Source organism: Bacillus cereus group sp. BfR-BA-01379 (assembly GCF_022663605.1).
Lineage (GTDB): Bacteria > Bacillota > Bacilli > Bacillales > Bacillaceae_G > Bacillus_A > Bacillus_A mobilis.
In genome coordinates, this window is the sequence record NZ_JAKUFT010000067.1 from 1 (window position 1) to 21,895 (window position 21,895).

Sequence of the window (21,895 nt, forward strand, 5' to 3'; positions counted from 1 at the left end):
GGTTAATTAATCACGTATTTTTTCAATGGTCGCATCAGTTGCGATTGGTGGTGTAGATTTAGTCGTTACTCCGAAGGATATAACGAGTTTATCCCCTAATTGATAATTCTTATTTTTTTCTATGGGAAGTTTTAATAGTTTATTTGGAATAAATTTCATTGCTTCCATCTCTGAGTAGGAAAGGGCTTCCTTTTTTGTAGGGGTATCTGCAACCAGTATGTATACAGTGTCAATTGAAATAACATATCCCGTGAAAGTCTCCGTTTTTAGAGCGGCAGTACTAGTTTGGTTGGGTGAATCTAGTGATACTGTACATCCGCAAGCTAATGTTAAGGTGGTTACTAAAGTTATGATTTTTTTCTTTGGCATTATTATTTCTGGCCTCCGTATAGTATATGTTTCGTATTATGATATTTGAATGTCTAGAGAAATGAAATTATACCATGAGAAAGTGAATTTAAGTTATAGATAGAGTATAAGCGCGATTAAAAATATTATGTGGAAGTGAAAATGAGCTTGAACTTTAGAGGGAGATGGAGTAGTACTTATAAATAAGTGGCTGTTTCCTATGCGGATTTTAAAGGGCTATATGGATTTTATCCCGCATTAACAGGCAGTAAAACTCCCACCTCAAAATTCACTTGGAGCAAAGAAGTTAGGTGGGAGTCGGGCTGCCCGTAAACGTCCGATTGGTGAAGGCTAATAATCAGTGGGGATGAACAAAACCCCCACTGATTATAGTTTCACTTTATGAAATTAAGGGTAAACAAAACGGTACGGACATTGCCAACCGAATTTTTTCATAAATTTATAAAACTTTTCTATACGGTACGTCGTCTAATATATGGGAAGGAGGAAATGATTGTGGATGAATTAACGGTAGAAGCGTTTGAAATAGAAGATAAGGAACTCCTTATCGATGAAATTATGAACAAGTATGGACAAGAAGTGCTGCAGCTTGTGTATTCATATGTAAACAATAAAGAGATTGCTGAGGATGTAACGCAAGATATATTTGTGAAATGTTATAAATCTCTTCATACATACAAAGGGAAGTCGAATGTGAAAACGTGGTTATGGAGAATTGCGATTAATCAATGTAAGGACTATATAAAAAGTTGGTATAACAAAAAGGTGATCGTGACAGAGGATGACTCTGCTTATATGGGGGTTCAAAATGATAGTGTCGAACAAACTGTCATTCAAAATGCGGAGGACCGTGAGCTCGCTTCTGCGGTAATGAATTTACCGATAAAATATCGAGAAGTCATTTATCTATTTTATTATGAAGAATTATCAATTAAAGAGATTGCTATTGTAATAGACGTGAAAGAAAACACGATAAAAACGAGACTGAAAAAAGCGAAGGAGCTTTTGAAGAAAGGATTGGAGGAATAATCAAATGGAAGATCGATTAAAAGGCCTGCGAAAATCAATGGAGAATACAACGTTTAAACATTTGAGCTTTTCCGATCAACATCGAAAGCAGGTGCGCGAAAAAATCAATACTTCAAACGAAAAGGAAGAGGACATCTCTTTAGCGATTTTACAACTCCTCAGTAATGAAAAAACAGGGTACGAATTGTCGCAGCTACTACGAGGAAGAGGGATTCGAAAATTTGAAGGAAATGAAGGGTTTTTATATACCGTATTACATCGTCTAGAACAGAATCGTTTTATTCAATCAAGCTGGGATCATGCAGGAGCGAAATATTATCAATTAAACGATAAAGGAAGAAAGATGCTACGAAAGGCAGAAAAAAATGCTACAAAGGTGCAATTTATATTAAAAGGCTTAGTACAGGAGTGAGGCGAAATTGAATAAAAAAAGGGATCGTTTTGTAAGCGAAGTTACGAGCCATATTAAATCAAAAGAAGCAAAGAGCTTTGTAGCAACTGAACTAGATTTTCACTTAAAACAAGCAAAGAACACATGGATAGAAAAAGGGTTAAGTGAGGAAGTTGCTGAAAATAAAGCGGTGGAACAAATGGGAAGTCCAATTAAACTTGGCCAGGAACTTAATAAACTGCATAAGCCAAAGGTGGATTGGTTTTTACTTATTTTATTAGTGGCTGCTATGGGGTTAGGTTTTTTGCCGGTTATAGCTTTTGGATATATGGATGACTTACTAATGAATAAGGTGATATCTGTTATTCTAGGTAGTGCAACAGTTGCAGTGATGATGCTGACTGATTACCGGAAATTAGAGAGGTTAGGGTGGCTGTTTTACACAATTGGTGTACTTATCTTGTTAATATTATATTGTTTTCCGAGCGTTTTGGTGGCTGGAGAACCGTTAATAAAAATTGGTCCCGTTGCAATTAGTCGTTTAATGGCGGTGCCGTTCTTTTTTCTAGCTTGGGCTTCTTTTTTCAATAATAGTAGGTTAAAAGTTAGGTATCTTGTCGCTTTGTATTTATTTTCTCTCTATTTATTCTTAATTGGATCCGCTTTTTCAACAATGTTTATTTATATCGCAATGATCTTTGTTATGCTTTGGTGGAGTAAATTAGGAAAGAAAACGGCATTAATTATTACAATTGTACCAATCTGTTTATTGATTATAGGGGCCTCTTTTTCCTGGCCCACAGTAAAAGGAGTTTATTTGGATAGATTTTTAGGGTATTTGAATCCAGAGCGTGATGCACAGGGTGCAGGATTTATGTATATACGTTTAAAAGAGGTAATGTCGTCAGCAGGTTGGTTTGGTACATATGGAGATGTAAAGCTCATCCCTAATCCAGATACTGATTTTGTATTTGCAAGTTTGACTTATTATTATGGATATGTACTTGCACTGGTCCTTGTCTTAATTCTTTCTCTTTTTGTAGCACGGTTAATGTTCATATCTTATACAATAAATGACCGGTATGGTAAATTGCTTCTCATTGGAGGAATGACTCTTTTCGTAGTTCAATTCCTTTATAACGTTGGTATGATCTTAGGTTTATTACCGATTACTGCTATATCTTTACCTTTTATTAGTTACGGATTAACGCCGACTGTATTTCATGCGCTTATAATGGGGATCGTGCTGAGTGTATATCGGCGTAAGGATATTTCATTTAGTATGAGAAAAACACCTTGATGCTAAAAGAATTCATTATTATGATCAAGTACAAACGAAAATAGATAGTGGAAGAGGGTTATGATAAATAACCCTCTTTTCTTGTTTAAATAAGTGCACTCGCTTTAATAGAAATACATAATTCAGAACGAGATATCGATTCAGCTAGTTGTTGTAAATAAGTGTATTCTTCCGCATCTTTTTCGGAAGTATTAGGATCTAATAAAGGTGAAGATAGAAGTACATCAAGTGTAAGTATGTCTGCATCATGAGAAGTGATATTATAACCTGCAAATACTGGTCGTTTTAAATCTTTTACTTTTTGAATCATCTTATGGAATTTCGTAACACTTATATTAATTTTGGCTAATGGAAAACATTTTTCGGTCGGGTTATCGATGGTCTTTCTAATTTTATAATCGTATACGTAATAGTACTTTTCTTGTTCTTCTAGTTTTTGCAATTCTTTCGTTAATAAATGGTATGTATCTGTAAGGCCGGTTGTAAGTGCATCGTGTTCTGCGCCAACTAATAATGTAAAAGGTCTTGGTGATGAGATTTCGAGAGGACGGACGTTTAGGGTGGTAAAAGTAGGATTAGATTGTAAAATGTTATGTAATTTTTCGGTAGGAAACACGCCGTCATAAATAGCAATAAAATAATGGTTCATCTTGTCACTCCTTAGCTTGTTCTAAACTGATATATTCTATTTTTAAGGTGTAAATCCTGCATAAAAAAGAAACACCTTGAATTATCAAGGTGTTTTCGTTATAAGCTCGAAACTCTCCAAATCAGCCCCAAGTATAAAAGGACTAACCTCGCCAACGCTATAAAGTTGCAGTTCATGCATTGCGCGCGTACAAGCAGTGTAGAACAATCTACGAACGCTCTCATCACTGTACACATCTTTAGAAGCATCGTAAATAATAACAGCATCAAATTCGATGCCTTTCGCTAAGTAAGCAGGGATCACGACAATACCTTGCTCATACTCGGCTGAGTTACTCTTCACAAGTTTAATATTGTCGATATGACGAAGTGCTTCGTAGGCAGCGGCACTTTCAGCTGCAGATTTACATATAATTGCGATTGTATTATGCTGCTCTTTTTGTAGGTCAGCAACTTTGGCAGTAATATGCTCATGCAGTTCGCTGTCATTCGATACTTTCGTCACTGTAGGTTTCTCGCCATCACGTTCAAAGGCGTGAATGTGCTCTCCTTCCGGTACGAGAGAGCGTGTAAATTCAATGATCGGTTTTGTTGAGCGATAGCTACGAGTTAAGTTGATGCCGTTCGTTTCATCTGGTCCGTATAAGCTAGTAAGTGTGTTGAAATTCACTGTTTCACTCGCGTGGGCAAATATCGCTTGGTTAAAGTCCCCGAGTACAGTCATTCTTGCAGCAGGGAAGAGACGTTTTAAAAACTCAAACTGAAACGGCGAATAATCTTGCGCTTCATCTACGAGTACGTGTTTAATCGATCTATTCGTTTGGAAGCCTTCAATTAACTCTTTTAAAAGTAAAAATGGCGTCGCATCCTCGTAATATAGCTTTCCTTCATCAAGCATGTTTACTGTTAAGGAGCAAATGTCATCCCATTCTTTCGGTTTTTCTCCAGTAACCCATGATGCATCTGTGAAGAGCTGTTTATATATGCCTGTGAAATTGATGAAACGCAATGTTTGAACGCCTTTACGAAGTGGTTTCAATCTTTTACGGACAATCATACGTCCAAGTACTTTCGTTTCTTTGTCAAAATCATGAAAGGAGTTGTCGTCAAACTCGCCTTTTTTCTGTAAATATTTATAAGCCTTTTGGTATTCATCTTTACTCAGTAATTCAATTTCTTCTTCTACCCAAGGCTTTTTCAGTTCTGCTTTTTCAATTGCATCTATTTGTTTATTTAGCCAATCCGTTAACTTTTCAATTCGATTATGGAAACGGAGGGAGGAGTCAGTGTTGTAAAATTGTTCTGTAATTTCTTTAGCAGAAACAATTAATTTCCCTCTGAATTTCATTCCTCTAAATAGCATGCCAGACGATTCAAGAGATTGTCTGTACGTTCTAATCATCTCGAAAAATTGAGTAGATGCTTTAAATCGAATGCTCGCATTTCTCGTTTTATAGGTAGGGTTATCCGTTTCCGTTAACATATATTCTAATTGTTCATAAGGATCTTCAACGTCAAATGACTTGCTTAGTCTATGGTTTAAATATTCTTGGAACGTCACTTGCTGCATATTTTCTTCACCGAGTTCAGGTAGTACGTTAGATACGTAGCTGTTGAACATAGAGTTAGGGGAGAAGAGAATAATTTGATCGGCTTTTAACCATTCGCGATATTTATATAGTAAGTAGGCGATTCGTTGCAGGGCAGCTGACGTTTTACCACTACCAGCAGCTCCTTGCACGATAAGGAGTCGGCCTTCATCGTGACGGATAATTTCATTTTGCTCGCGCTGAATTGTAGCAACGATGCTCTGCATATGTTTGTTCGTACCTTTTCCGAGCGCTTGTTGCAAGATTTCATCACCAATTGTAAGGCTCGTATCGAACATAGAATCAATCTCGCCATTTTGAATAATGTATTGTAATTTTTTCTCCACATTACCGTGGATTACGCCACCTGGTGTACTGTATTCAGCCGGTCCTGGTGGATAATCGTAGTACACACTCGAAATGGGTGCGCGCCAGTCATATATAAGAAAGTTTTCTCCGCTTGCATCAGTAAGTGTAGCTACGCCGATATAAATTTGATCCGCAGTAGATTCTCCTTCTTCTTTGAAATCAATTCGCCCGAAGTAAGGTGCTTTATGCATGCGTCTTAATGCGGCAAGTCGATTAAAGGTGTGCTTATGGGTAATTTGTGTGACAGCTAGTGACTGAGCTTGTTGTCTTAAGTTGATAACTGTTTCAAGATAATCATCGAAAGTATCAGTATTCACTTTCACGTCATCCCAAAAGTGTTTACGAATATGGATTACTTCTGCCCGGCGTCTGCCAGTTTCGTTTTCCAGTTTATCAATTTGCTCCGTAATCGTTTCTATTACGGTATCCAATCGTTTTTGCTCTAAATCAAGTTTTTTGTTCATACGTAAGCACTCCTTTAAAAGTGAAAAATAGAGGTTGACTGAAGATGTGTTTTGGTGTACAATTAAGATACGGATAAATACGTTCTGAATATTTTGAAAACGTGTTTCTGTACTAATTTAACATAGTTTTTTCATTTAATCAATGATAATAAGATAAACCTTGGTTCCGTGTGTGATGGAATCAAGGTTTTTTGTTGTTTTTCTTTAAGAAAGAATTGCAATTTTGCCGAGGAGAATTTAAGTAAAGCGTAGAAGAAAATGAGGAATAGGGGGATGCTGATGGAAAAATATTTTGAGGAAGCACATCGTTTTTGTTCTCGTAATAGAAAGCACTTAGAAAAAGATGCTGTATGTGGTTGTTTTTATTGTTTGGAAATTTTTAATCTAGAAAAAATTACAGAGTGGTGGGATGATGATAACACAGCAGTTTGTCCGCATTGTGGGATTGACTCTATTATCGGAGAAAGTTCTGGGTTTAAAATTACAGAAACATTTTTAAAGGAAATGCATAAAAAATGGTTTTAGTTAAATGAATGACAAAATTAATTTCTGTTAACGAAGATTATGTAAATATAAGTAACTAAGATTTTACACGATCCATAAAACGAAAAAGACGTTATCTTTTTTGGAGAATCGGGGAAGTAATTATATAATTTCATTTACCGAATTTGCACGTAATGTATCGTAAAGAGAGAGCAAACAAAAAAGCTTAGGCCGAAGCCCAAGCTTTTTTTACTTCATTATTTCTTTTCGTCTTTTTTAGCGTCAGCTTTTTTCTCTTCGAAAAGATCTTTTAAATCTTTATCGTCAACTTTTACGTCAGCTTTTTTGATTTCTTTCATCATAAGATCGTTCATGAATTCAGCGTCTTGTGCTTTCTTCGCAACTAACTCTTTTTTCAGGTCAGCTTTTGATTGCTCGAATGATTTTTCTGGCTCTTTAATGTCTGTAACTTTAATGATGTGGTAACCGAATTGTGTTTTTACAGGTTCGCTTACTTCATCTTTTTTCAGTTTATAAGCAGCATCTTCGAATTCTTTAACCATTTTACCATGTTCGAAGAATCCTAAGTCGCCACCTTTTTCTTTTGAACCAGTATCTTCAGAGTATTGTTTCGCTAACTCTTCGAAAGATTTACCTTGTCCAAGTTCCTCTTTAACTTTTTTCGCAGTCGCTTCATCTTTTACAAGAATGTGGCTTGCTTTAACTTCAGGCTTGTAGTTATCTTTTAATTCTTTATCAGTGATTGTTTTCTCGATAGCTTTTTCTTGCGCTAATTGAGCACGCACACCAGTTTTTAAAGTTTCTTCTTTAATACCTTGTTGTTTTAATAGTGTATCGAATTGATCACCGTATTGTTTTTTCATTTCATCGTACTTTTTGTCTACTTCTTTGTCTTCAACTTTGTAGTTTTTAATAAGTACTTTTTCCATAACCATGTTGTTTAGTACTTGTTTACCAGCTTGTGTCTTCATTTGATTGTAGAACTCGTCTTTTGTAATGTCACCAGCTTTAGATGTAACGATTTTGTCTGATGATGATCCTGTTCCACATGCTGATAATGCGATTACACTTGTTGCGGCTAAGGCAAGCATAGCTTTCTTCATTCGATAAACACTCCTACTATTATGTATTTTTAATTTATCCTACCCAATGAATTTTAGTTCATAAGAGCCCGATTAAGTCTCACTGATACTTTTGCTTTTGTATTGGTAAAGCGCGCTTAACAGGGCTTACCGAGGCTTTAGGATAAAGTTAAGATGCGTGTCAGTTATTTCATAGTATAAGCAATATGTACAAAATTTAATATATCATATTTCGACTCGATTTCATATTGATAAAGAAAATTTAACCAGTATGTGTCAGATTTTGAAGGTGTTCCATATTGGGCGTATGTCGCATATACAGAAAAGAGGAGGGGATGGGGATGAATTCTCAACTTATTTTATTACTTGTACTGTTTATTTTATTGGTTATAGTAGGTATAATTTGCTTATAGAGGAAAAAAGTGAGGAAGGGGCTTCCTTCCTCACTTTCCATGAAATATAATTTCTATATAACTAGAAATTAATAAAATTGTTATACATACATTAATAACCCGAAAGACACTGGGTTGGCGGCTCGCAGCTATTTGTTTTCGTTCACACAGTGTATGTGTCATAAAATTCGTGTAAAATATAACAAGAAGTGCGAATGCGACAAAAACAACTGTTATAAGTGTCATGAGGCGAGACCTCCTTTTGGCTAAAATACATATACTTTATATATTGTATCATACGATATTTTGTTCGTGTTATAAAATTCAGAAATAGAAGACTTTGTGTTAGAAAGTGAGGGAGAAAATGGACGTTGTTAGAAGATTAGAACAAGCTGAATACTACGTAGACCTACTATTTAAAATGATTGATGAAGAAAAGTGTCCATTTTATTCTTTGATCATAAAGAAAAAAGCTCGCAAAAAAGATATTGAACGTATACTACAACTTTGTGAAATACTGAACGAGCAATATGTAGTGGAAAAAGCAGAAGGGCTTCTTTTGTTCGATGCGCTGTTAGATCAATTTGAAAAAGCGCTTCCACATCAGCTCGAAGTACACGAAACTGCGGAAGCGCTAGCAAAACAAGGTTTATTTAACCCGCTTATGAATGAATTCTTAAGCATGATTGCGAAAAAATAAATAGATTACTTCTTAACTAACTTCTGATCGGATTCCGTAAAATTCTCCTCAATATTCTCTAATGATTTCTCAAAAATATCGATGAAGTCTTGTCCGTAAATGTTGCGCAAGATAGCGATAAGTTCGATATTTTCTGGGAACTTACCATAGAAATTACGAAGTGCAAGAGCCCCATTAAATACAGAGTTATTTTCAGGATCATACTCCTCCATTAAGCGAAGTAGTAATTCTTCCCCTTTGTCTGTAATCTCAATGTACGTATTTCGTTTATCATCTTCTTTTTTCGAGAATACAAGATAGCCGCGTTCTTCCAGCTTTTTCGAGAAGTTAAACGCCGTTGATACGTGCATAACCCCAAACTTAGCAATCTCAGAAATAGAAGCCCCTTTTAAATGATAAGCGATTGATAAAATATGATGCTCATTAATGTTTAAATCGTAAGGCTTAATCCACTGTTGCCAATCTTTCTCTACACATTTCCATAACGCTTTCGATAATTGAGCAATGCGTTGGCTGAAAATCATCGCTTCTTTTACCGAGTAATCTTTTTCTCCACTTTTCATTTACTCACCCACTTTAACATTCTTTTTCATTACTATCTATTATGCCAGTAAAGTAAAAATTAATAAAGTCTTTTTGTGAGAATTGTGAAAATTTTTCGGAAAAATGACATTCTATACAAATCATGCATAACTATGGAAGCGTTTTATAAGTCGTGAATACATGTGTTGTCCTTACATGTTAAGTGATAACATATATTGTAAATGCATAAAAACACGGCATATCTGTGTGATATGCCGTGATAAGGTCAATTTATATAAAAAATATTTGTTATATGCAAAAAACTAAGCAGGAATTTGTTTACGCTTTTTCCGGAACAGCTTCTTGTAGTTTCTCAATTGATTTTTGAATGTCCAAAATTTCTTTCTCAATATGGCGCTTGTTTTGAGAAATATCTTGCTTCCAGTTCGAAAGCGTGTCTTGCATATCGTCTTTTAATTCTTGAAACACTTCTTTACCTTCTGAAGCAGTTTCAACGATTTGACGTTTTAATAATTTTGTATCAGCTGTAATATCAGCTAAAGTCTTTTTAATATCAGTTCCTTTTTCTTTCAGCTTACCGCGCATAGCTTTACCAGAAGAAGGAGTAGAGAAAAGAACAGCTAGTCCAGCAACTGCTCCGCCGCAAATGACACCTGTAATAAAGGATTTAGCTTTTGACATAAAAGGAAACCTCCTTATTTTTTGTTCGTATTCATGATGTGAAAAAATATGCATATCTTTAAGACAAGGGAAAGAAAAGTGTGCAATGCACAGTCCCCGGCATCTTGAGTGGAGAAACAAGCCGTGCAATATGTAATCACTTTAGGAAAGTGGCTTGTTATGTATTACTTCTTATTATAGTGTCACTATTTCACACTATTTGCAATTGTACTTGCGATGTTTTGTAAATTTTCCATTGTGTATTCATTTTGATGTGATTTCCAAACAGCACCGAAACCATCGTTTTCACCGTAGCGTGGAATTAAATGAAGGTGGAAGTGGAACACAGTTTGTCCAGCTTTTTCACCGTTATTGTTAAGTAGGTTAAAGCCAACTGGATTAAACTCTGTTTTAATCGCATTTGAGATTTTCGGAACGACAGAAAAAATGTGTGATGCGATTTCTGGCGTTAACGCAAAAATGTCTTGTTTGTGAACTTTTGGAATAACAAGGGTATGTCCTTTTGTTACTTGACTAATATCTAAAAATGCAAGCACATGTTCATCTTCGTATACTTTTGAGCAAGGGATTTGCCCATCAATAATTTTACAAAAAATACAATTGTCCGCTGTATGATTCATTGATCTCATCCTTTCAAATATCCTTAGCCGTATTTTACCATAATTACATAAGAGAACAAACACGAAAAACAGGAAGCTGACTCAGCTTCCTGTTTTCTGAAGAGGGATTGAAAAAGCATTATCGTAATTTACGTTTCGCAGACACCTCATTTATTTAAGAAATGCACGGTAAATCGGCTAAAGTTTCTGCCGTAGACACCCCATTTTCAAGTGAAATGAATTGCAATCTTTATAAAGGGAAATTGTTTATTTTTTAAAACAGTATATGCTCTTTCGGAGACACCCCGTTTCTAAAATGAAACAAATAATCTGGTTATGTGTAAATTTCTTTGTCCAACATGGACACCCCATTTCATGATGACTTCACTATGTTGTTGTACTCATCAATTGGTGGTTGCTTTTTCAATGTGTTCCTTCTTCACTAATTATGATGTCCGCTTTTGTAAAAATATATGCCAACAAATTTAAATTTTTTTTGAGGGCATCGATACTATGTAGTACAGCGCTATTTTTGGTAAGATGAATATAGAATGAATACTAATGAAGAAAGTGGTGTCGTATGAGCGAGTTATTGCGTGTAGAAAATGTTACAGGAGGATATACGAAACGACCTGTACTAAAAGATGTTTCGTTCTCTGTGAATAAAGGTGAACTTGTCGGCTTAATCGGTTTAAATGGAGCGGGTAAAAGTACGACGATTAAACATATTATCGGCTTAATGGAACCGAAAAAAGGAACTGTCACAATTAATGGGAAAACAATTCGTGATGATATGACAGCGTACCGTTCTAGTTTTTCGTTCATCCCAGAAACACCAGTATTATATGACGAGCTAACGCTAGAAGAACATTTGAAGTTAACAGCGATGGCGTACGGTGTGGATGAAAATCAATACGAAGAACGTGTAGGACAACTATTACAAGAATTTCGCATGAAAAATCGTTTAAAGTGGTTTCCATCTCATTTCTCAAAAGGGATGAAACAAAAAGTAATGATTATGAGTGCGTTTTTAGTGGAGCCATCTCTTTACATTGTGGACGAACCATTCGTTGGACTTGATCCGTTAGCAATTCAATCACTCCTTCAAATGATGGATCAAATGAAAAAGAGTGGTGCAGGTATTTTAATGAGTACACATATTTTAGCGACGGCAGAGCGTTATTGTGATTCGTTCATTATTTTGCATCAAGGTGAAGTAAGAGCGATGGGAACATTATCTGAACTGCAATCACAGTTTAATATGCCGGGTGCAACGCTAGATGATATTTATATTGCATTAACGAAGGAAGAAGATTATGAATAGCACAGCATTATGGAAAGAACGATTTCGTCACTTTCTAAAAGAAGTTCGTACATATAGTAAATACGTATTTAATGATCATTTGAAATTTATTTTCGTATTTATCATCGGCGCAGGAGCGTACTATTACCAGCAATGGTTACAAACGTTAACGCCTTCGTTTCAGGCGGCCCTTGTTATGGCAGTGTTACTCGGTCTCGTATTAACGGCCGGATCCATTCAAACGTTATTAAAAGAAGCAGATCTCGTTTACTTACTGCCAGTTGAAGAAAAGTTAAAACCATACTTCACAAAGGCATTTCTCTTTACGTTTATGATTCAGTTATACATAATCGCAATCGTAGCGGCAGCGCTTGCCCCGTTATACTTCCAGCAAATGAAGCAAACAGGAGCGGCTTACATATGGATTGTACTCGCGTTTGTTATTGTAAAAGCGTGGAACTTATTTGTTGCGTGGGAAAAGTCATTTTTAACAGATCAAAATATACAAAGAGCGGATTGGTTCATTCGTTTTATTTTAAACGGCTTATTTGTGTATTTCCTTGTAGAACGTACTTCGGTTATGTTAATTGGTGGAATCGTCCTTCTCATGGTGTTATACCTCGTAGTACTGCATCAAATGGTGAAGGGAAAGCCGCTAAACTGGGAGTATTTAATTTCTGAAGAAGGTAAGAAAATGATGCTGTTGTATCGCATTGCGAACATGTTCGTTGATGTACCAGCATTAAAAGAAAGAGTAGCACGTAGAAAATGGCTTGATTTCATCCTTTCGATGATCGGTGAAAAGCGTACCTATTTATATTTATATACAAGAACGTTTTTACGATCTGGTAACTATTTCGGCTTATATGTGCGCCTGCTCGCTCTTGGCGGAGTTATTCTTTACTTCATTCCGTTTTTATATGGACGATTTATCGTAAGCCTTATTTTCCTATACTTAATCGGTTATCAGCTCTTAACTTTATGGAAACATCACCGCATGAAGATTTGGCTTGATTTGTATCCGGTCGGGGGAGAAGAGAAGAAGAAAGATTTTCTTGTCTTATTAAATGCAATCCTTATTATCGGTAGCGTGATATTTACAGTTATATTCGCCCTTGCGACGAAAGATTTCATGATGACGGGCATTTTATTAGTCGTAAGCATAGTATTTAGTATCGGTTTCGTTTATCAATACGGGGCGAAACGTATTGAGCGTTTAAATTGAAGGGAATGAACCTATGATTACATACGAAGAGAAGGTTATAAAAGAATTGGAGCAGTGGAAAGCTACATTCATGAAAGATTCTTCTATGATGACACGGTTCTCTAAGAAAGTGCAGACGAAAGTACAACAGCTTATTCCGGCGAAAGTGCAAAAAGTATTAACAGAAACGATTCGGATGATGGTGCAAACGATTAGTGCTGGATCAAACTTTATAAAGCCGAAATTAAAAGAGACGAACTGGTCATTGCAAAGAAGAGACGACGAAGTACGTAAAAAAATGGATGAGTACAAAAAAATAGCAGCGGCAGAAGGAGCAGGGACAGGAGCTGGCGGTATTCTCCTTGGCCTTGCTGACTTTCCGCTTTTACTCGGCATTAAAATTAAATTTTTATTCGATGCAGCAACGTTGTACGGATTTGATACGAGCGATAAAGAAGAGCGTCTTTTCATCCTTCACGTTTTCCAGCTTGCCTTTTCAAGTGACGACCACCGAAAAGAAATATGGAAAGCAATCGAAACGTGGGATACAGAAAAAGAAAATCATATGGACTGGGAAAAGTTCCAAACAGAGTACCGAGACTATATTGATTTAGCAAAAATGCTTCAGCTCGTACCAATAATCGGTGCCCCGGTCGGCGCCTATGCGAACTATCAACTACTGCAAAGGCTCGGCGAAGTAACGATGAATTGTTATCGTATGCGATTGTTAAATAGGAATTAAAAAGAAAGCATCCTAAATTGTGAGTTAGGATGCTTTTTTGTTTTCATGATTAATGCTTGAAAAGAAGAATGTATAATTCAGATTGTCTTTTCAGCGTTTTAGGCTGAAATTAGTGGTAGAGATAGAACCGATATTATAATCATCTTTATAATCAATTGAAGTAGTAAATTTCTTATTTGTATCATCTTTGATATGACCCGTTATAAAAATAGTTTCGATATCATTAGAAGGAAATCTATGATTTGTAATAGTCACTTCTAAATTCTCTTTTTCTTTGAAATACTGAATGGTTTCTTTTGTTGCTTTATTAACGATTTGTTGTTCAGTATTTTTTTGATCTATCGTACATCCTCCTAAAAGGATAAGTGTGAAAGTAAAGAATAATCTTATAGCATATTTTTTCAAGAATAATCACTCCATGAATGTTGCGTTATATTCCTCTTCAATAAATTTTATATTCACTGAACATTGTGTGGTGAGGTATAAAGAAAAGGCACTTTAAAAGAGTGCCTTTTCTTTATTATTTTAAATGTAAATTTTCACTTGTAGAGATAGAACCTATTGTATATTCATCTCCACCGTATTCTATTGTAATATTAAATGTTTTGCTTTCATCATTTTTTATATAGCCGGAGATAAAGATACCTTGTAAATCACTTGGACCAAATCTATAATCAGTGATTACTACATCTAAGTCTTGTTTTTCTTTGAAGTATTGGATTGTTCTTTCTTGTGCCTTTTCAACTATTTGTTGCTCTTCATTTTTTTTATCCATAGTACATCCCCCTAAAATACTTATAAATATAAAGAATAGAAAAAAACTAATTTTTTTGATTGTAATATTCAAATTTATCCTCCAATAATGGTATCTTAATTATTAGAATATCTCAAATATTACAGGAGGGGAAATGTTTTGAGTGAAAAAAAAGAAGTTTTAGATGGGACGTATTATCAATTAGCACATGCAGCTTATAAAAGTGATAAAGAATTGGATAAAAGAGTTTTTGTTACTAATAAACAAGGGGAATCTTTACAAACATGGGAGGTTGATAAAACTGTCCACGACAAACAAACCGGAATGGATGCAGTAGTCTTTGAACGAGATGTCGATGGGAAAAAGCAAGTTATGGTATCTTTCCGAGGAACAGAAGGGGATAAAATTATAGAGAAAAACTCTTTAGGCATTCCGATGAAGCCAGGGGAAGGTATGAGGGATTTAAAAACAGATACAAATCATTTTGTTAATAAAAAAATTTATATGCTAAAATATTTTACGTAAAAAAGACACTCTAGTGAGTGTCTAATAATTATTCTTTTAATTTTAGATTTTTAGAGTATGATCTAGAACTTATATTATACTCTCCACCCCCATATTCTACACCTACTCCAAACGTTTTGCTTTCATCTCCTTTAACATGTCCATCTATAAAAACAGTTTGAAAATCATTGGGGGAGAACTCATGTCCTGTAATTACTACATCTAGCTCCTCTCTTTCTTTAAAATATTTAATGGTTATCTCTTCTGCCTTTGCTACTATTTCTTTTTCTTCATTTGTTTTATTATTCATACTGCATCCCCCTAAAAGTATAAGTGTAAGGATAATGAATAATCTTATACCATATTTTTTCAATCAAAATCCCTCCATTAATGTTATTCTATATTTAGAATATATTAAATTATCTGGGAGGGGAAATGTTTTGAATGAAAATGATAAAGTTTTAGATTCTAGTTATTATCAAATGTCAAGGTTTGCTTATCGTGGTGATGAGAAGTTAGGAAACAGTATTGAGGTCACCGACAACAAAGGTAATCCTTTACAAAAATGGGAAGTAAGCGAGACGTTCCACGACAAACAAACCGGAATGGACGCAGTAGTCTTTGAACGAGATGTCGATGGGAAAAAGCAAGTTATGGTATCTTTCCGAGGAACAGAAGGGGATAAAATTATAGAGAAAAACTCTTTAGGCATTCCGATGAAGCCAGGGGAAGGCATGAAGGATTTAAAAACGGATACCAATCATTTTGTATTACGAGAAGGTGTTCATGAACCAGCAGCACCTCCTGTAGCAGGGACTGAGAATGAAGGTTCAAAGAAATATTGGAATGAAGAGAATCAGCGCTGGGAAACACATAATCAATTCGAACAAGCTGAAAGGGTCATGAAACAAGTAACGGATACATACAAGGACAGGGATGATGTAGAGATATATACGACGGGTCATTCGTTAGGGGGGGCTTTAGCGGAATATGCAGCGGCATCTAATGACAATGTAAGATGTATGTCATGGAATGCGCCGAGTGCAAAACATTTGTTACCACCTGATTTACAAGAAAGAGCAAATAATGGTGAGTTTAATAATAGAATTGTAAGTGTTGTTCACGGAAATGATTCAATTGGCTATGGACCATTTGGTGCATATGAAAGTCATATAGGCTCTACTTATGCGGTAACACCACCAATTTCAAAAGAAGAGATGTCAAAGCTATCATTACAGCAAAAGCTTGGGATGGAGGTTACTCGATTTTTGAATTCGATAAGTGGCCCTGGTTATCATTATCAAACAGATCAGAACTTCCGGTTTGGAGAGAATGGGTCTTTATCCAATAAATACTTGTTAAATGTAGACACGAATGAAAGAGTTTATGATTCACCAGGCGCGTTATTAGGCGGGGGAGAGATTCGTGTAGTTGTAGAGGATTTGGAAAAGGCTGTAAGAGATATGAAGCGAAACGCGCAAGAATTTCAAGATAGAGTACCGAGGTTAATTTCTAATATGATGACATTATTAGAAACGGCTGAAAGTAGACGGGTAGAAGCTAAAGTAAATAATATACGTGCACATGTAGAGCATTTAAGTTTTTGGTACATACGAACAGCAACGGAAATTTCAGATTTTATTGAGAAGAAAGCCGATGATTATAAGAAGACGGATCAACAATATTAAGGGAGAAGATTAGGATGCCGAGAATTTACTTAAATGAAGAAGCTTTGAATCAAGCAATACAACAATTTGACCATATGATTCAAGACTTAAATCATAATAAAAGAGTTGTAAGTAATGTACATAATTTACTCTTATCAAGCTGGTCGCAACTTGGAGTAGGGAAAAAAGCCATTAGCGATTTAGAATCTTTTAAAAAAGATATCGAAAGAAGGATGGAAGAATTAGAGTCTGATAAAAGGGAGTTAAAGGGTGCGATTGATTTATTGAAAGCGCTGGACCAAAGCTATGATTATATGGGTCCTAAATATTAAATTACAAGAAGCACTCACAAAGGTGCTTTTTGTAGTTTAACTGGATTCAAGATTATTGTAGTCATTATTAAGGAATATGATCCTAGATCCGTAATGTAGATTGAAAAAGTAATATACAGTTTTGAATCAAACTTGCAAACGATGATTTTTTATTTTACAATTTATTTACCGACCGGTAAGTAAAAATAAGTGAGGTACAGTATGACAAAGAATTTACAAACATCGCAAAATATTGTCGAGGCATCATTTAAACTCATGGCAGAGCACGGCATTGAGAAGATGAGCCTTTCCATGATTGCGAAAGAGGTAGGTATTTCAAAACCGGCTATTTATTATCATTTTTCTTCTAAAGAAGCGTTAGTTGATTTTTTATTTGAAGAAATTTTTTCTGGGTATCATTTCGTGAGTTATTTCGATAAAGAGCAATATACGAAAGAAAACTTTGCAGAAAAGTTAATTTCAGATGGTTTACATATGCTCTCTGAATATGAAGGGCAAGAAGGAATATTACGCGTCATAAATGAATTTATCGTAACTGCATCGCGAAATGAAAAGTATCAGAAACGCTTATTTGAAATACAAGAAGATTTCTTAAATGGTTTCCACGATTTATTGAAGAAAGGTGTGGAACTTGACGTTGTGTCACAACATGCAACAGAAGAAAATGCTCATACGTTAGCGCTCGTGATCGATAATATGAGTAATTACATGCTCATGGGATTCGAGTTAAAGTATAAAGAAATTTGGATTCGAAATGTGAAAAACGTAATGAAAGGGGAATAAGGATGAAAATGCAAAAAAACTGGTGGCTCGGTTTTCTTGGATTTATTGGGGTGTATAAAATTCCAGGCATGATTGAAGCTTTTCAAACGGATGGAAGTTGGATGAAACTAATCGGTTTCATTTGGTTACTTTGGTTCGGATATTTTATTCCGGAGAAAAAAGAGGATAAATAATAAAATTTCAATTTTATGTAAAGTTATGTAAAATATAGATTGAGAGTATTCATATATTAGATTACTAGATTTGGAGTGGTTACATGGATCCATTGAAAAATGAAATTCACCCTGACATGGTCAAGGTGTGGAAAGTTCGTGCTGTAATTGAAGAAGGAATCGGTATTCTCGTCATTTTAGCTTACCTATTCCTCATGATAAAGTTTGATTGGTGGGCGTGGATTTTGTACGTGTTAATCGGCTTAACGGTTGCACTAGCGCCATTGGAGTACTTCGTATTCCCGAAACTTCGTCAGCGTTATTATAGCTATCAACTAAATGAAGAAGAACTTGAAATTCAGCACGGTCTTTTCGTCGTAAAGCGTGTATTAGTACCGATGATTCGTGTACAGCACGTTACGATTGAACAAGGGCCGATTATGAGAAAATATGGCTTAGCAGAATTACACATTTCAACAGCGGCAACTTCTCATAGCATCCCAGGCTTAACGATGTATGAAGCAGAAATGTTGAAAACGAAAATCGCAGAATTGGCGAAAGTGAGTGATGAGGATGTATAAGAGGCAGCATCCAATCACGATGTTATTAGAATTAAAAATAACAGATTTTATACCACTTATTATTTTTATGTTTAGTTTGAATGGGAAGTTTCCGTTTTGGTATTTAATTCCCGCTGCATTCGGTTTACTCACCGTTTTTTCAGCATTTGAAAAATGGTATTACACAACATATTGGGTTGAAAATAACGTATTACATGTGAAACAAGGGCTCTTTGTGAAGAAGGAGAGCTACTTAAATAAAGAGCGTGTGCAAACAATTAATACAAGTTCTAACGTGTTATATCAAATGCTTGGCTTAAAGAAAATTCAAATCGAAACAGCTGGTGGGGGCGACGATGCAGAAGTTAGCTTAGCTGGTATTACAGTAGAAGAAGCAACAGAACTTATTGCAATGCTAAATGAGCCAACGCCAGAAGTGAAAGCAGAAGAAACGCTAGATGAAACAGCAGAAAACACAGTAGAAAAAGAAATCGTTACAGAGGAAAAACAATCGACAGAATACAAGTTAACTTGGAAAGAGATTTTATTAGCCTCTGTTACATCTGGTCAGTTTGGACTATTATTCTCATTAATCTTTTTCGTGTATCACCAAGTAGATGAGTACATTCCGAAATGGATAGAGAATGGCGTAAAGTCATATATAATGGAACATGATATATATGGTTGGATTTTCATGGTAGCCATTTTGATCGTCCTTTCGTGGATTATATCGACAATTGGTTACGCGTTAAAACATGGTAATTTCACAGTAAATCGAAGAAATGATGAGGTCCGCATTGCTCAAGGGTTACTTGAGAAAAAAGAACTCGTCCTAAAATTGCACCGTATTCAAGGTATTACGATAAAAGAAAGTATGTTACGTCAGCCATTCGGTTATTGTGCTGTGCAAGTAGAAGTTATTCAAGGTAAAGGATTGGGTGACGAGAAAGAAAAAGTTACATTGCATCCTATCATTCGAAAAGATCGCGTACAACAGTTACTCGCACATTTACAATTACCATACGAACTGAATACAAACATTATTTCATTACCAAAAGCAGCATTACGCCGCTATCTCATTGATAGTTTCATCTTTTTCGCAATGCTAGCAATCCCGCTTACTGGGATAAGTATATACTTTGAAAAGCACTTCATCATGTGGGCATTAATTCCGCTCGCGATTCTCATCTTTACACTTGGATACGCAACATTTAAAACAAATGGTTACAGTGTAAACGGAGAGCAAATTACGCTTGTATATCGCAGCGTTGGAAAATATACAGGACTTGTTAGAAGAAGACACGTTCAATCAATGGAAAAGACACAATCATATTTCCAGCGCCGTGCAAATCTATGTACGTATAAATTCTCTAATGCATCATCGAATTACAAATTAGAGCATACGAGAGTAGAAGATGCGGAGAGAATGCAGGATTGGTATAAGAAGAAATTAAGTGAGAATTAACTTGAAAAAGCTTGCCTATTAGGAAAGGCGGGCTTTTTTTATTATAGGAAAATGAGTGACTTAATCCATATATTAGTACAGCAACAGCCCACATATATCAATACATATCAAAAAAGTAGTATGCTTCTATTTCAGGGAAATCTGTGGAATTTTTGATATAAATGGTATACTAATATAGAAAAAGTATTAGGAGGCTATATATGATAAGTCAGTTAAAAAGAGAAGCACTTGATGCATTAAAAGGAAGATGGGGATTAGCGGTAGGGGCAACGTTATTAGTCGGAATCCTTATTGGAGCTGTGGAAATGCTAACCACAGGTATTTTCTCGATGTTTTGGGGTTGGGAAGAAGCAAATGAGTCGCTTACAGTAACTATTATTGCAATGTTTATTATCGGTCCGTTAACAATAGGTGCTTCTTATTTTGTTTTAAATGTAATTCGTGGGACTAATGCTCGTATTGGTCACATATTTAGATGGTTTAACGATGGAAGTAAGTTTATGAAATCGTTTTTAACATATTTACTAATGAATGTGTACTTGATTCTATGGACATTACTTCTTATTATTCCAGGTATTATTAAATCATTTTCTTATTCTATGACATATTTTATTTTGAATGATCATCCAGAATATACAGCGAATCAAGCGATTACTGAAAGTCGTCGTATGATGAATGGACATAAAATGGATTACTTTTTACTATGCTTAAGTTTCTTAGGTTGGTTCATTTTAAGTATTCTTACTTTAGGAATCGGTTTCTTATGGTTAGTACCTTATTTCTACACGACATCAGCTGCATTTTATGAAGAGATTTCAAAAGAATATTATAAAAAAGAAGACACTAATTTCTAATAATCACCTAGCCCCTAAAGAATATAGGGCACAGATAGTTTAGATGTTCTGTTTAGGGGCGCACTTCAGGATAAGGTATAGGTTTTTATAAAAAAATAGCCCTCTATGTTTTAGCATAGAGGGCTATTTTTTTTGTGAAAGTAATGAATAATATATGTGAAACAAAAAAAGCGAGGTGAATGAGAGTGAGCAAATTTTTAATACCGTATTCATTTTCTATATTAAGTTTCTTTATTTCAGTAACGGCACTTGATTTATTCGATAGGATGGGAAGAAATGATGAGATGACTTCGCCGAACATAATTGGAAAGATAATTCAATCTACTGCGCAAATGGGAGTCCTTACATTGTATTTCGGAGTACCTATTATTTTAGGTGGCTGTCTACTGGGTGAGTTATTGTTTAGAGGTATCATTGTACGATTTAAACTAAGCTATATTATATCTTTATTATTATATTTACTTTTAGCTTGTAGTATTGTTTCCGTAACGGTTGGAATTCCAACTACATATGAAGATTCTAATACTACTTTCATGGTAATAACTATGATTTGTGCTGTTACATTCTTTATGGGGCGGAATATATGGGAGAAAAAACAAGTTAACAATGGAGTGAAATAATGAAATACACATGTCCGTGCTGCGGATATAAAACACTAGAAGAAAAACCACCAGGTACATATGGAATTTGTAATATATGTTATTGGGAAGATGATGAGGTTCAGTTTAATGATCCTGACTTTGAAGGCGGGGCAAATGAAGTCTCGTTAAGACAAGCGCAGCAAAACTTCATTGCATTTGGTGCTTGCGAGGAATGTTTTGTGAAATCAGTTAGAAAGCCGACTAGTGAAGATGTGAAGGATGCTAGTTGGAAGCAAATTTGTTAAATAGATTAAAATAAAAATGTTATTACTCG

The 21,895-nt window shown here is 35.3% G+C and carries 29 protein-coding genes and 1 pseudogene; 19 read left to right on the forward strand and 11 right to left on the reverse strand.

Going from position 1 to position 21,895, the window contains the following annotated elements:
* Positions 1-6: 6 nt before the first annotated feature.
* The gene (locus MR113_RS21010; RefSeq protein ID WP_242256647.1) at positions 7-369 is read right to left on the reverse strand and encodes a YobA family protein; all 363 of its coding nucleotides are present in this window, start codon (positions 367-369) and stop codon (positions 7-9) included.
* Positions 370-864: 495 nt separating this feature from the next.
* Here MR113_RS21010 and MR113_RS21015 point away from each other — a divergent pair, with 495 nt between their 5' ends.
* The 3 genes from MR113_RS21015 to MR113_RS21025 are packed head-to-tail and all read left to right on the forward strand — an operon-like array spanning position 865 to position 3,089.
* Positions 865-1,398, forward strand: a complete 534-nt coding sequence (locus MR113_RS21015) for a sigma-70 family RNA polymerase sigma factor (protein ID WP_242256649.1) — start codon at positions 865-867, stop codon at positions 1,396-1,398.
* Between the two features lie 4 nt (positions 1,399-1,402).
* Positions 1,403-1,810, forward strand: a complete 408-nt coding sequence (locus MR113_RS21020; RefSeq protein ID WP_242256651.1) for a PadR family transcriptional regulator — start codon at positions 1,403-1,405, stop codon at positions 1,808-1,810.
* A 7-nt stretch (positions 1,811-1,817) separates the two neighbouring features.
* Positions 1,818-3,089: an FtsW/RodA/SpoVE family cell cycle protein gene (locus MR113_RS21025; protein ID WP_242256652.1), complete on the forward strand. Its 1,272-nt coding sequence runs from the start codon at positions 1,818-1,820 to the stop codon at positions 3,087-3,089.
* A gap of 85 nt (positions 3,090-3,174) precedes the next feature.
* On the opposite strand, the gene MR113_RS21030 is transcribed toward MR113_RS21025, so the two are convergent.
* Entirely contained in the window at positions 3,175-3,738 is a 564-nt protein-coding gene (locus MR113_RS21030) for a hypothetical protein (RefSeq protein WP_242256653.1), read from the reverse strand.
* Positions 3,739-3,822: 84 nt separating this feature from the next.
* Positions 3,823-6,159, reverse strand: a complete 2,337-nt coding sequence (helD, locus tag MR113_RS21035) for an RNA polymerase recycling motor HelD (protein WP_242256655.1) — start codon at positions 6,157-6,159, stop codon at positions 3,823-3,825.
* Positions 6,160-6,438: 279 nt separating this feature from the next.
* Here helD and MR113_RS21040 point away from each other — a divergent pair, with 279 nt between their 5' ends.
* On the forward strand, positions 6,439-6,684 hold the full coding sequence (locus tag MR113_RS21040) for a cytoplasmic protein (RefSeq protein WP_242256657.1): 246 nt from the start codon (positions 6,439-6,441) through the stop codon (positions 6,682-6,684).
* Positions 6,685-6,899: 215 nt separating this feature from the next.
* Here the strand turns inward: MR113_RS21040 and prsA are convergent, their stop codons facing one another.
* Complete coding sequence (prsA, locus tag MR113_RS21045; protein WP_242256659.1) at positions 6,900-7,766, reverse strand: peptidylprolyl isomerase PrsA; 867 nt, start codon at positions 7,764-7,766, stop codon at positions 6,900-6,902.
* Positions 7,767-8,044: 278 nt separating this feature from the next.
* On the opposite strand from prsA, the gene MR113_RS28510 reads away from it, so the two are divergent.
* The gene (locus MR113_RS28510) at positions 8,045-8,158 is read left to right on the forward strand and encodes a YjcZ family sporulation protein (protein ID WP_306447429.1); all 114 of its coding nucleotides are present in this window, start codon (positions 8,045-8,047) and stop codon (positions 8,156-8,158) included.
* Between the two features lie 30 nt (positions 8,159-8,188).
* On the opposite strand, the gene MR113_RS21050 is transcribed toward MR113_RS28510, so the two are convergent.
* On the reverse strand, positions 8,189-8,383 hold the full coding sequence (locus MR113_RS21050) for a hypothetical protein (protein ID WP_000172691.1): 195 nt from the start codon (positions 8,381-8,383) through the stop codon (positions 8,189-8,191).
* 118 nt (positions 8,384-8,501) lie between these two features.
* Between MR113_RS21050 and MR113_RS21055 the strand changes: the two genes are divergently transcribed.
* Entirely contained in the window at positions 8,502-8,837 is a 336-nt protein-coding gene (locus tag MR113_RS21055; protein WP_063262020.1) for a DUF1878 family protein, read from the forward strand.
* 5 nt (positions 8,838-8,842) lie between these two features.
* Here the strand turns inward: MR113_RS21055 and MR113_RS21060 are convergent, their stop codons facing one another.
* The 3 genes from MR113_RS21060 to MR113_RS21070 form a co-directional block, all read right to left on the reverse strand.
* A complete protein-coding gene (locus MR113_RS21060) occupies positions 8,843-9,400 on the reverse strand; it encodes an HTH-type transcriptional regulator Hpr (RefSeq protein ID WP_000834920.1) in 558 nt (185 codons plus the stop codon).
* Between the two features lie 298 nt (positions 9,401-9,698).
* The gene (locus MR113_RS21065; RefSeq protein WP_000030296.1) at positions 9,699-10,061 is read right to left on the reverse strand and encodes a YtxH domain-containing protein; all 363 of its coding nucleotides are present in this window, start codon (positions 10,059-10,061) and stop codon (positions 9,699-9,701) included.
* A 185-nt stretch (positions 10,062-10,246) separates the two neighbouring features.
* Positions 10,247-10,681, reverse strand: coding sequence for an HIT family protein (locus MR113_RS21070; protein ID WP_242256663.1), 435 nt, complete (start codon positions 10,679-10,681; stop codon positions 10,247-10,249).
* 559 nt (positions 10,682-11,240) lie between these two features.
* Here MR113_RS21070 and ecsA point away from each other — a divergent pair.
* From ecsA to ecsC, 3 genes are read left to right on the forward strand one after another with little or no spacing between them, the layout of a single operon-like run.
* Positions 11,241-11,984, forward strand: a complete 744-nt coding sequence (ecsA, locus tag MR113_RS21075; protein WP_242256665.1) for an ABC transporter ATP-binding protein EcsA — start codon at positions 11,241-11,243, stop codon at positions 11,982-11,984.
* Positions 11,977-13,188 carry an ABC transporter permease EcsB gene (ecsB, locus tag MR113_RS21080; RefSeq protein WP_242256667.1) on the forward strand — a complete coding sequence of 404 codons (1,212 nt, stop codon included), beginning with the start codon at positions 11,977-11,979 and terminating at the stop codon, positions 13,186-13,188. The genes ecsA and ecsB overlap by 8 nt, the downstream gene beginning before the upstream one ends.
* 13 nt (positions 13,189-13,201) lie before the next feature.
* Positions 13,202-13,909 carry an ecs operon protein EcsC gene (ecsC, locus tag MR113_RS21085; protein ID WP_242256669.1) on the forward strand — a complete coding sequence of 236 codons (708 nt, stop codon included), beginning with the start codon at positions 13,202-13,204 and terminating at the stop codon, positions 13,907-13,909.
* A 90-nt stretch (positions 13,910-13,999) separates the two neighbouring features.
* Here the strand turns inward: ecsC and MR113_RS21090 are convergent, their stop codons facing one another.
* The gene (locus MR113_RS21090; RefSeq protein WP_242256671.1) at positions 14,000-14,314 is read right to left on the reverse strand and encodes a DUF1433 domain-containing protein; all 315 of its coding nucleotides are present in this window, start codon (positions 14,312-14,314) and stop codon (positions 14,000-14,002) included.
* Between the two features lie 115 nt (positions 14,315-14,429).
* Positions 14,430-14,756: a hypothetical protein gene (locus MR113_RS21095; protein ID WP_242256673.1), complete on the reverse strand. Its 327-nt coding sequence runs from the start codon at positions 14,754-14,756 to the stop codon at positions 14,430-14,432.
* Positions 14,757-14,822: 66 nt separating this feature from the next.
* On the opposite strand from MR113_RS21095, the pseudogene MR113_RS21100 reads away from it, so the two are divergent.
* Positions 14,823-15,152, forward strand: a pseudogene (locus MR113_RS21100) (lipase family protein); the annotation flags it as partial.
* A 64-nt stretch (positions 15,153-15,216) separates the two neighbouring features.
* Here MR113_RS21100 and MR113_RS21105 read toward each other — a convergent pair.
* On the reverse strand, positions 15,217-15,540 hold the full coding sequence (locus MR113_RS21105; protein ID WP_176546175.1) for a hypothetical protein: 324 nt from the start codon (positions 15,538-15,540) through the stop codon (positions 15,217-15,219).
* Positions 15,541-15,607: 67 nt separating this feature from the next.
* On the opposite strand from MR113_RS21105, the gene MR113_RS21110 reads away from it, so the two are divergent.
* The 9 genes from MR113_RS21110 to MR113_RS21150 all read left to right on the forward strand — a co-directional run bounded on the left by MR113_RS21110 (position 15,608) and on the right by MR113_RS21150 (position 21,866).
* Positions 15,608-16,855 carry a lipase family protein gene (locus MR113_RS21110; RefSeq protein ID WP_242256675.1) on the forward strand — a complete coding sequence of 416 codons (1,248 nt, stop codon included), beginning with the start codon at positions 15,608-15,610 and terminating at the stop codon, positions 16,853-16,855.
* 14 nt (positions 16,856-16,869) lie between these two features.
* Positions 16,870-17,166 (forward strand): hypothetical protein, encoded by a 297-nt coding sequence (locus tag MR113_RS21115; protein WP_001137433.1) that lies wholly within the window; start codon positions 16,870-16,872, stop codon positions 17,164-17,166.
* A 201-nt stretch (positions 17,167-17,367) separates the two neighbouring features.
* On the forward strand, positions 17,368-17,949 hold the full coding sequence (locus tag MR113_RS21120) for a TetR/AcrR family transcriptional regulator (RefSeq protein WP_242256677.1): 582 nt from the start codon (positions 17,368-17,370) through the stop codon (positions 17,947-17,949).
* Between the two features lie 2 nt (positions 17,950-17,951).
* Positions 17,952-18,122: a hypothetical protein gene (locus MR113_RS21125; RefSeq protein ID WP_242256678.1), complete on the forward strand. Its 171-nt coding sequence runs from the start codon at positions 17,952-17,954 to the stop codon at positions 18,120-18,122.
* Between the two features lie 83 nt (positions 18,123-18,205).
* Positions 18,206-18,682 carry a PH domain-containing protein gene (locus MR113_RS21130; RefSeq protein ID WP_000371354.1) on the forward strand — a complete coding sequence of 159 codons (477 nt, stop codon included), beginning with the start codon at positions 18,206-18,208 and terminating at the stop codon, positions 18,680-18,682.
* Positions 18,675-20,126 (forward strand): PH domain-containing protein, encoded by a 1,452-nt coding sequence (locus tag MR113_RS21135; RefSeq protein ID WP_242256681.1) that lies wholly within the window; start codon positions 18,675-18,677, stop codon positions 20,124-20,126. The genes MR113_RS21130 and MR113_RS21135 overlap by 8 nt, the downstream gene beginning before the upstream one ends.
* Positions 20,127-20,326: 200 nt before the next feature.
* Entirely contained in the window at positions 20,327-20,980 is a 654-nt protein-coding gene (locus MR113_RS21140; RefSeq protein WP_242256683.1) for a DUF975 family protein, read from the forward strand.
* 185 nt (positions 20,981-21,165) lie between these two features.
* Positions 21,166-21,600: a hypothetical protein gene (locus tag MR113_RS21145; protein ID WP_000033025.1), complete on the forward strand. Its 435-nt coding sequence runs from the start codon at positions 21,166-21,168 to the stop codon at positions 21,598-21,600.
* Entirely contained in the window at positions 21,600-21,866 is a 267-nt protein-coding gene (locus MR113_RS21150) for a CPCC family cysteine-rich protein (RefSeq protein ID WP_242256685.1), read from the forward strand. Before MR113_RS21145 ends, MR113_RS21150 begins: the two co-directional genes overlap by 1 nt.
* Positions 21,867-21,895: the final 29 nt, after the last annotated feature.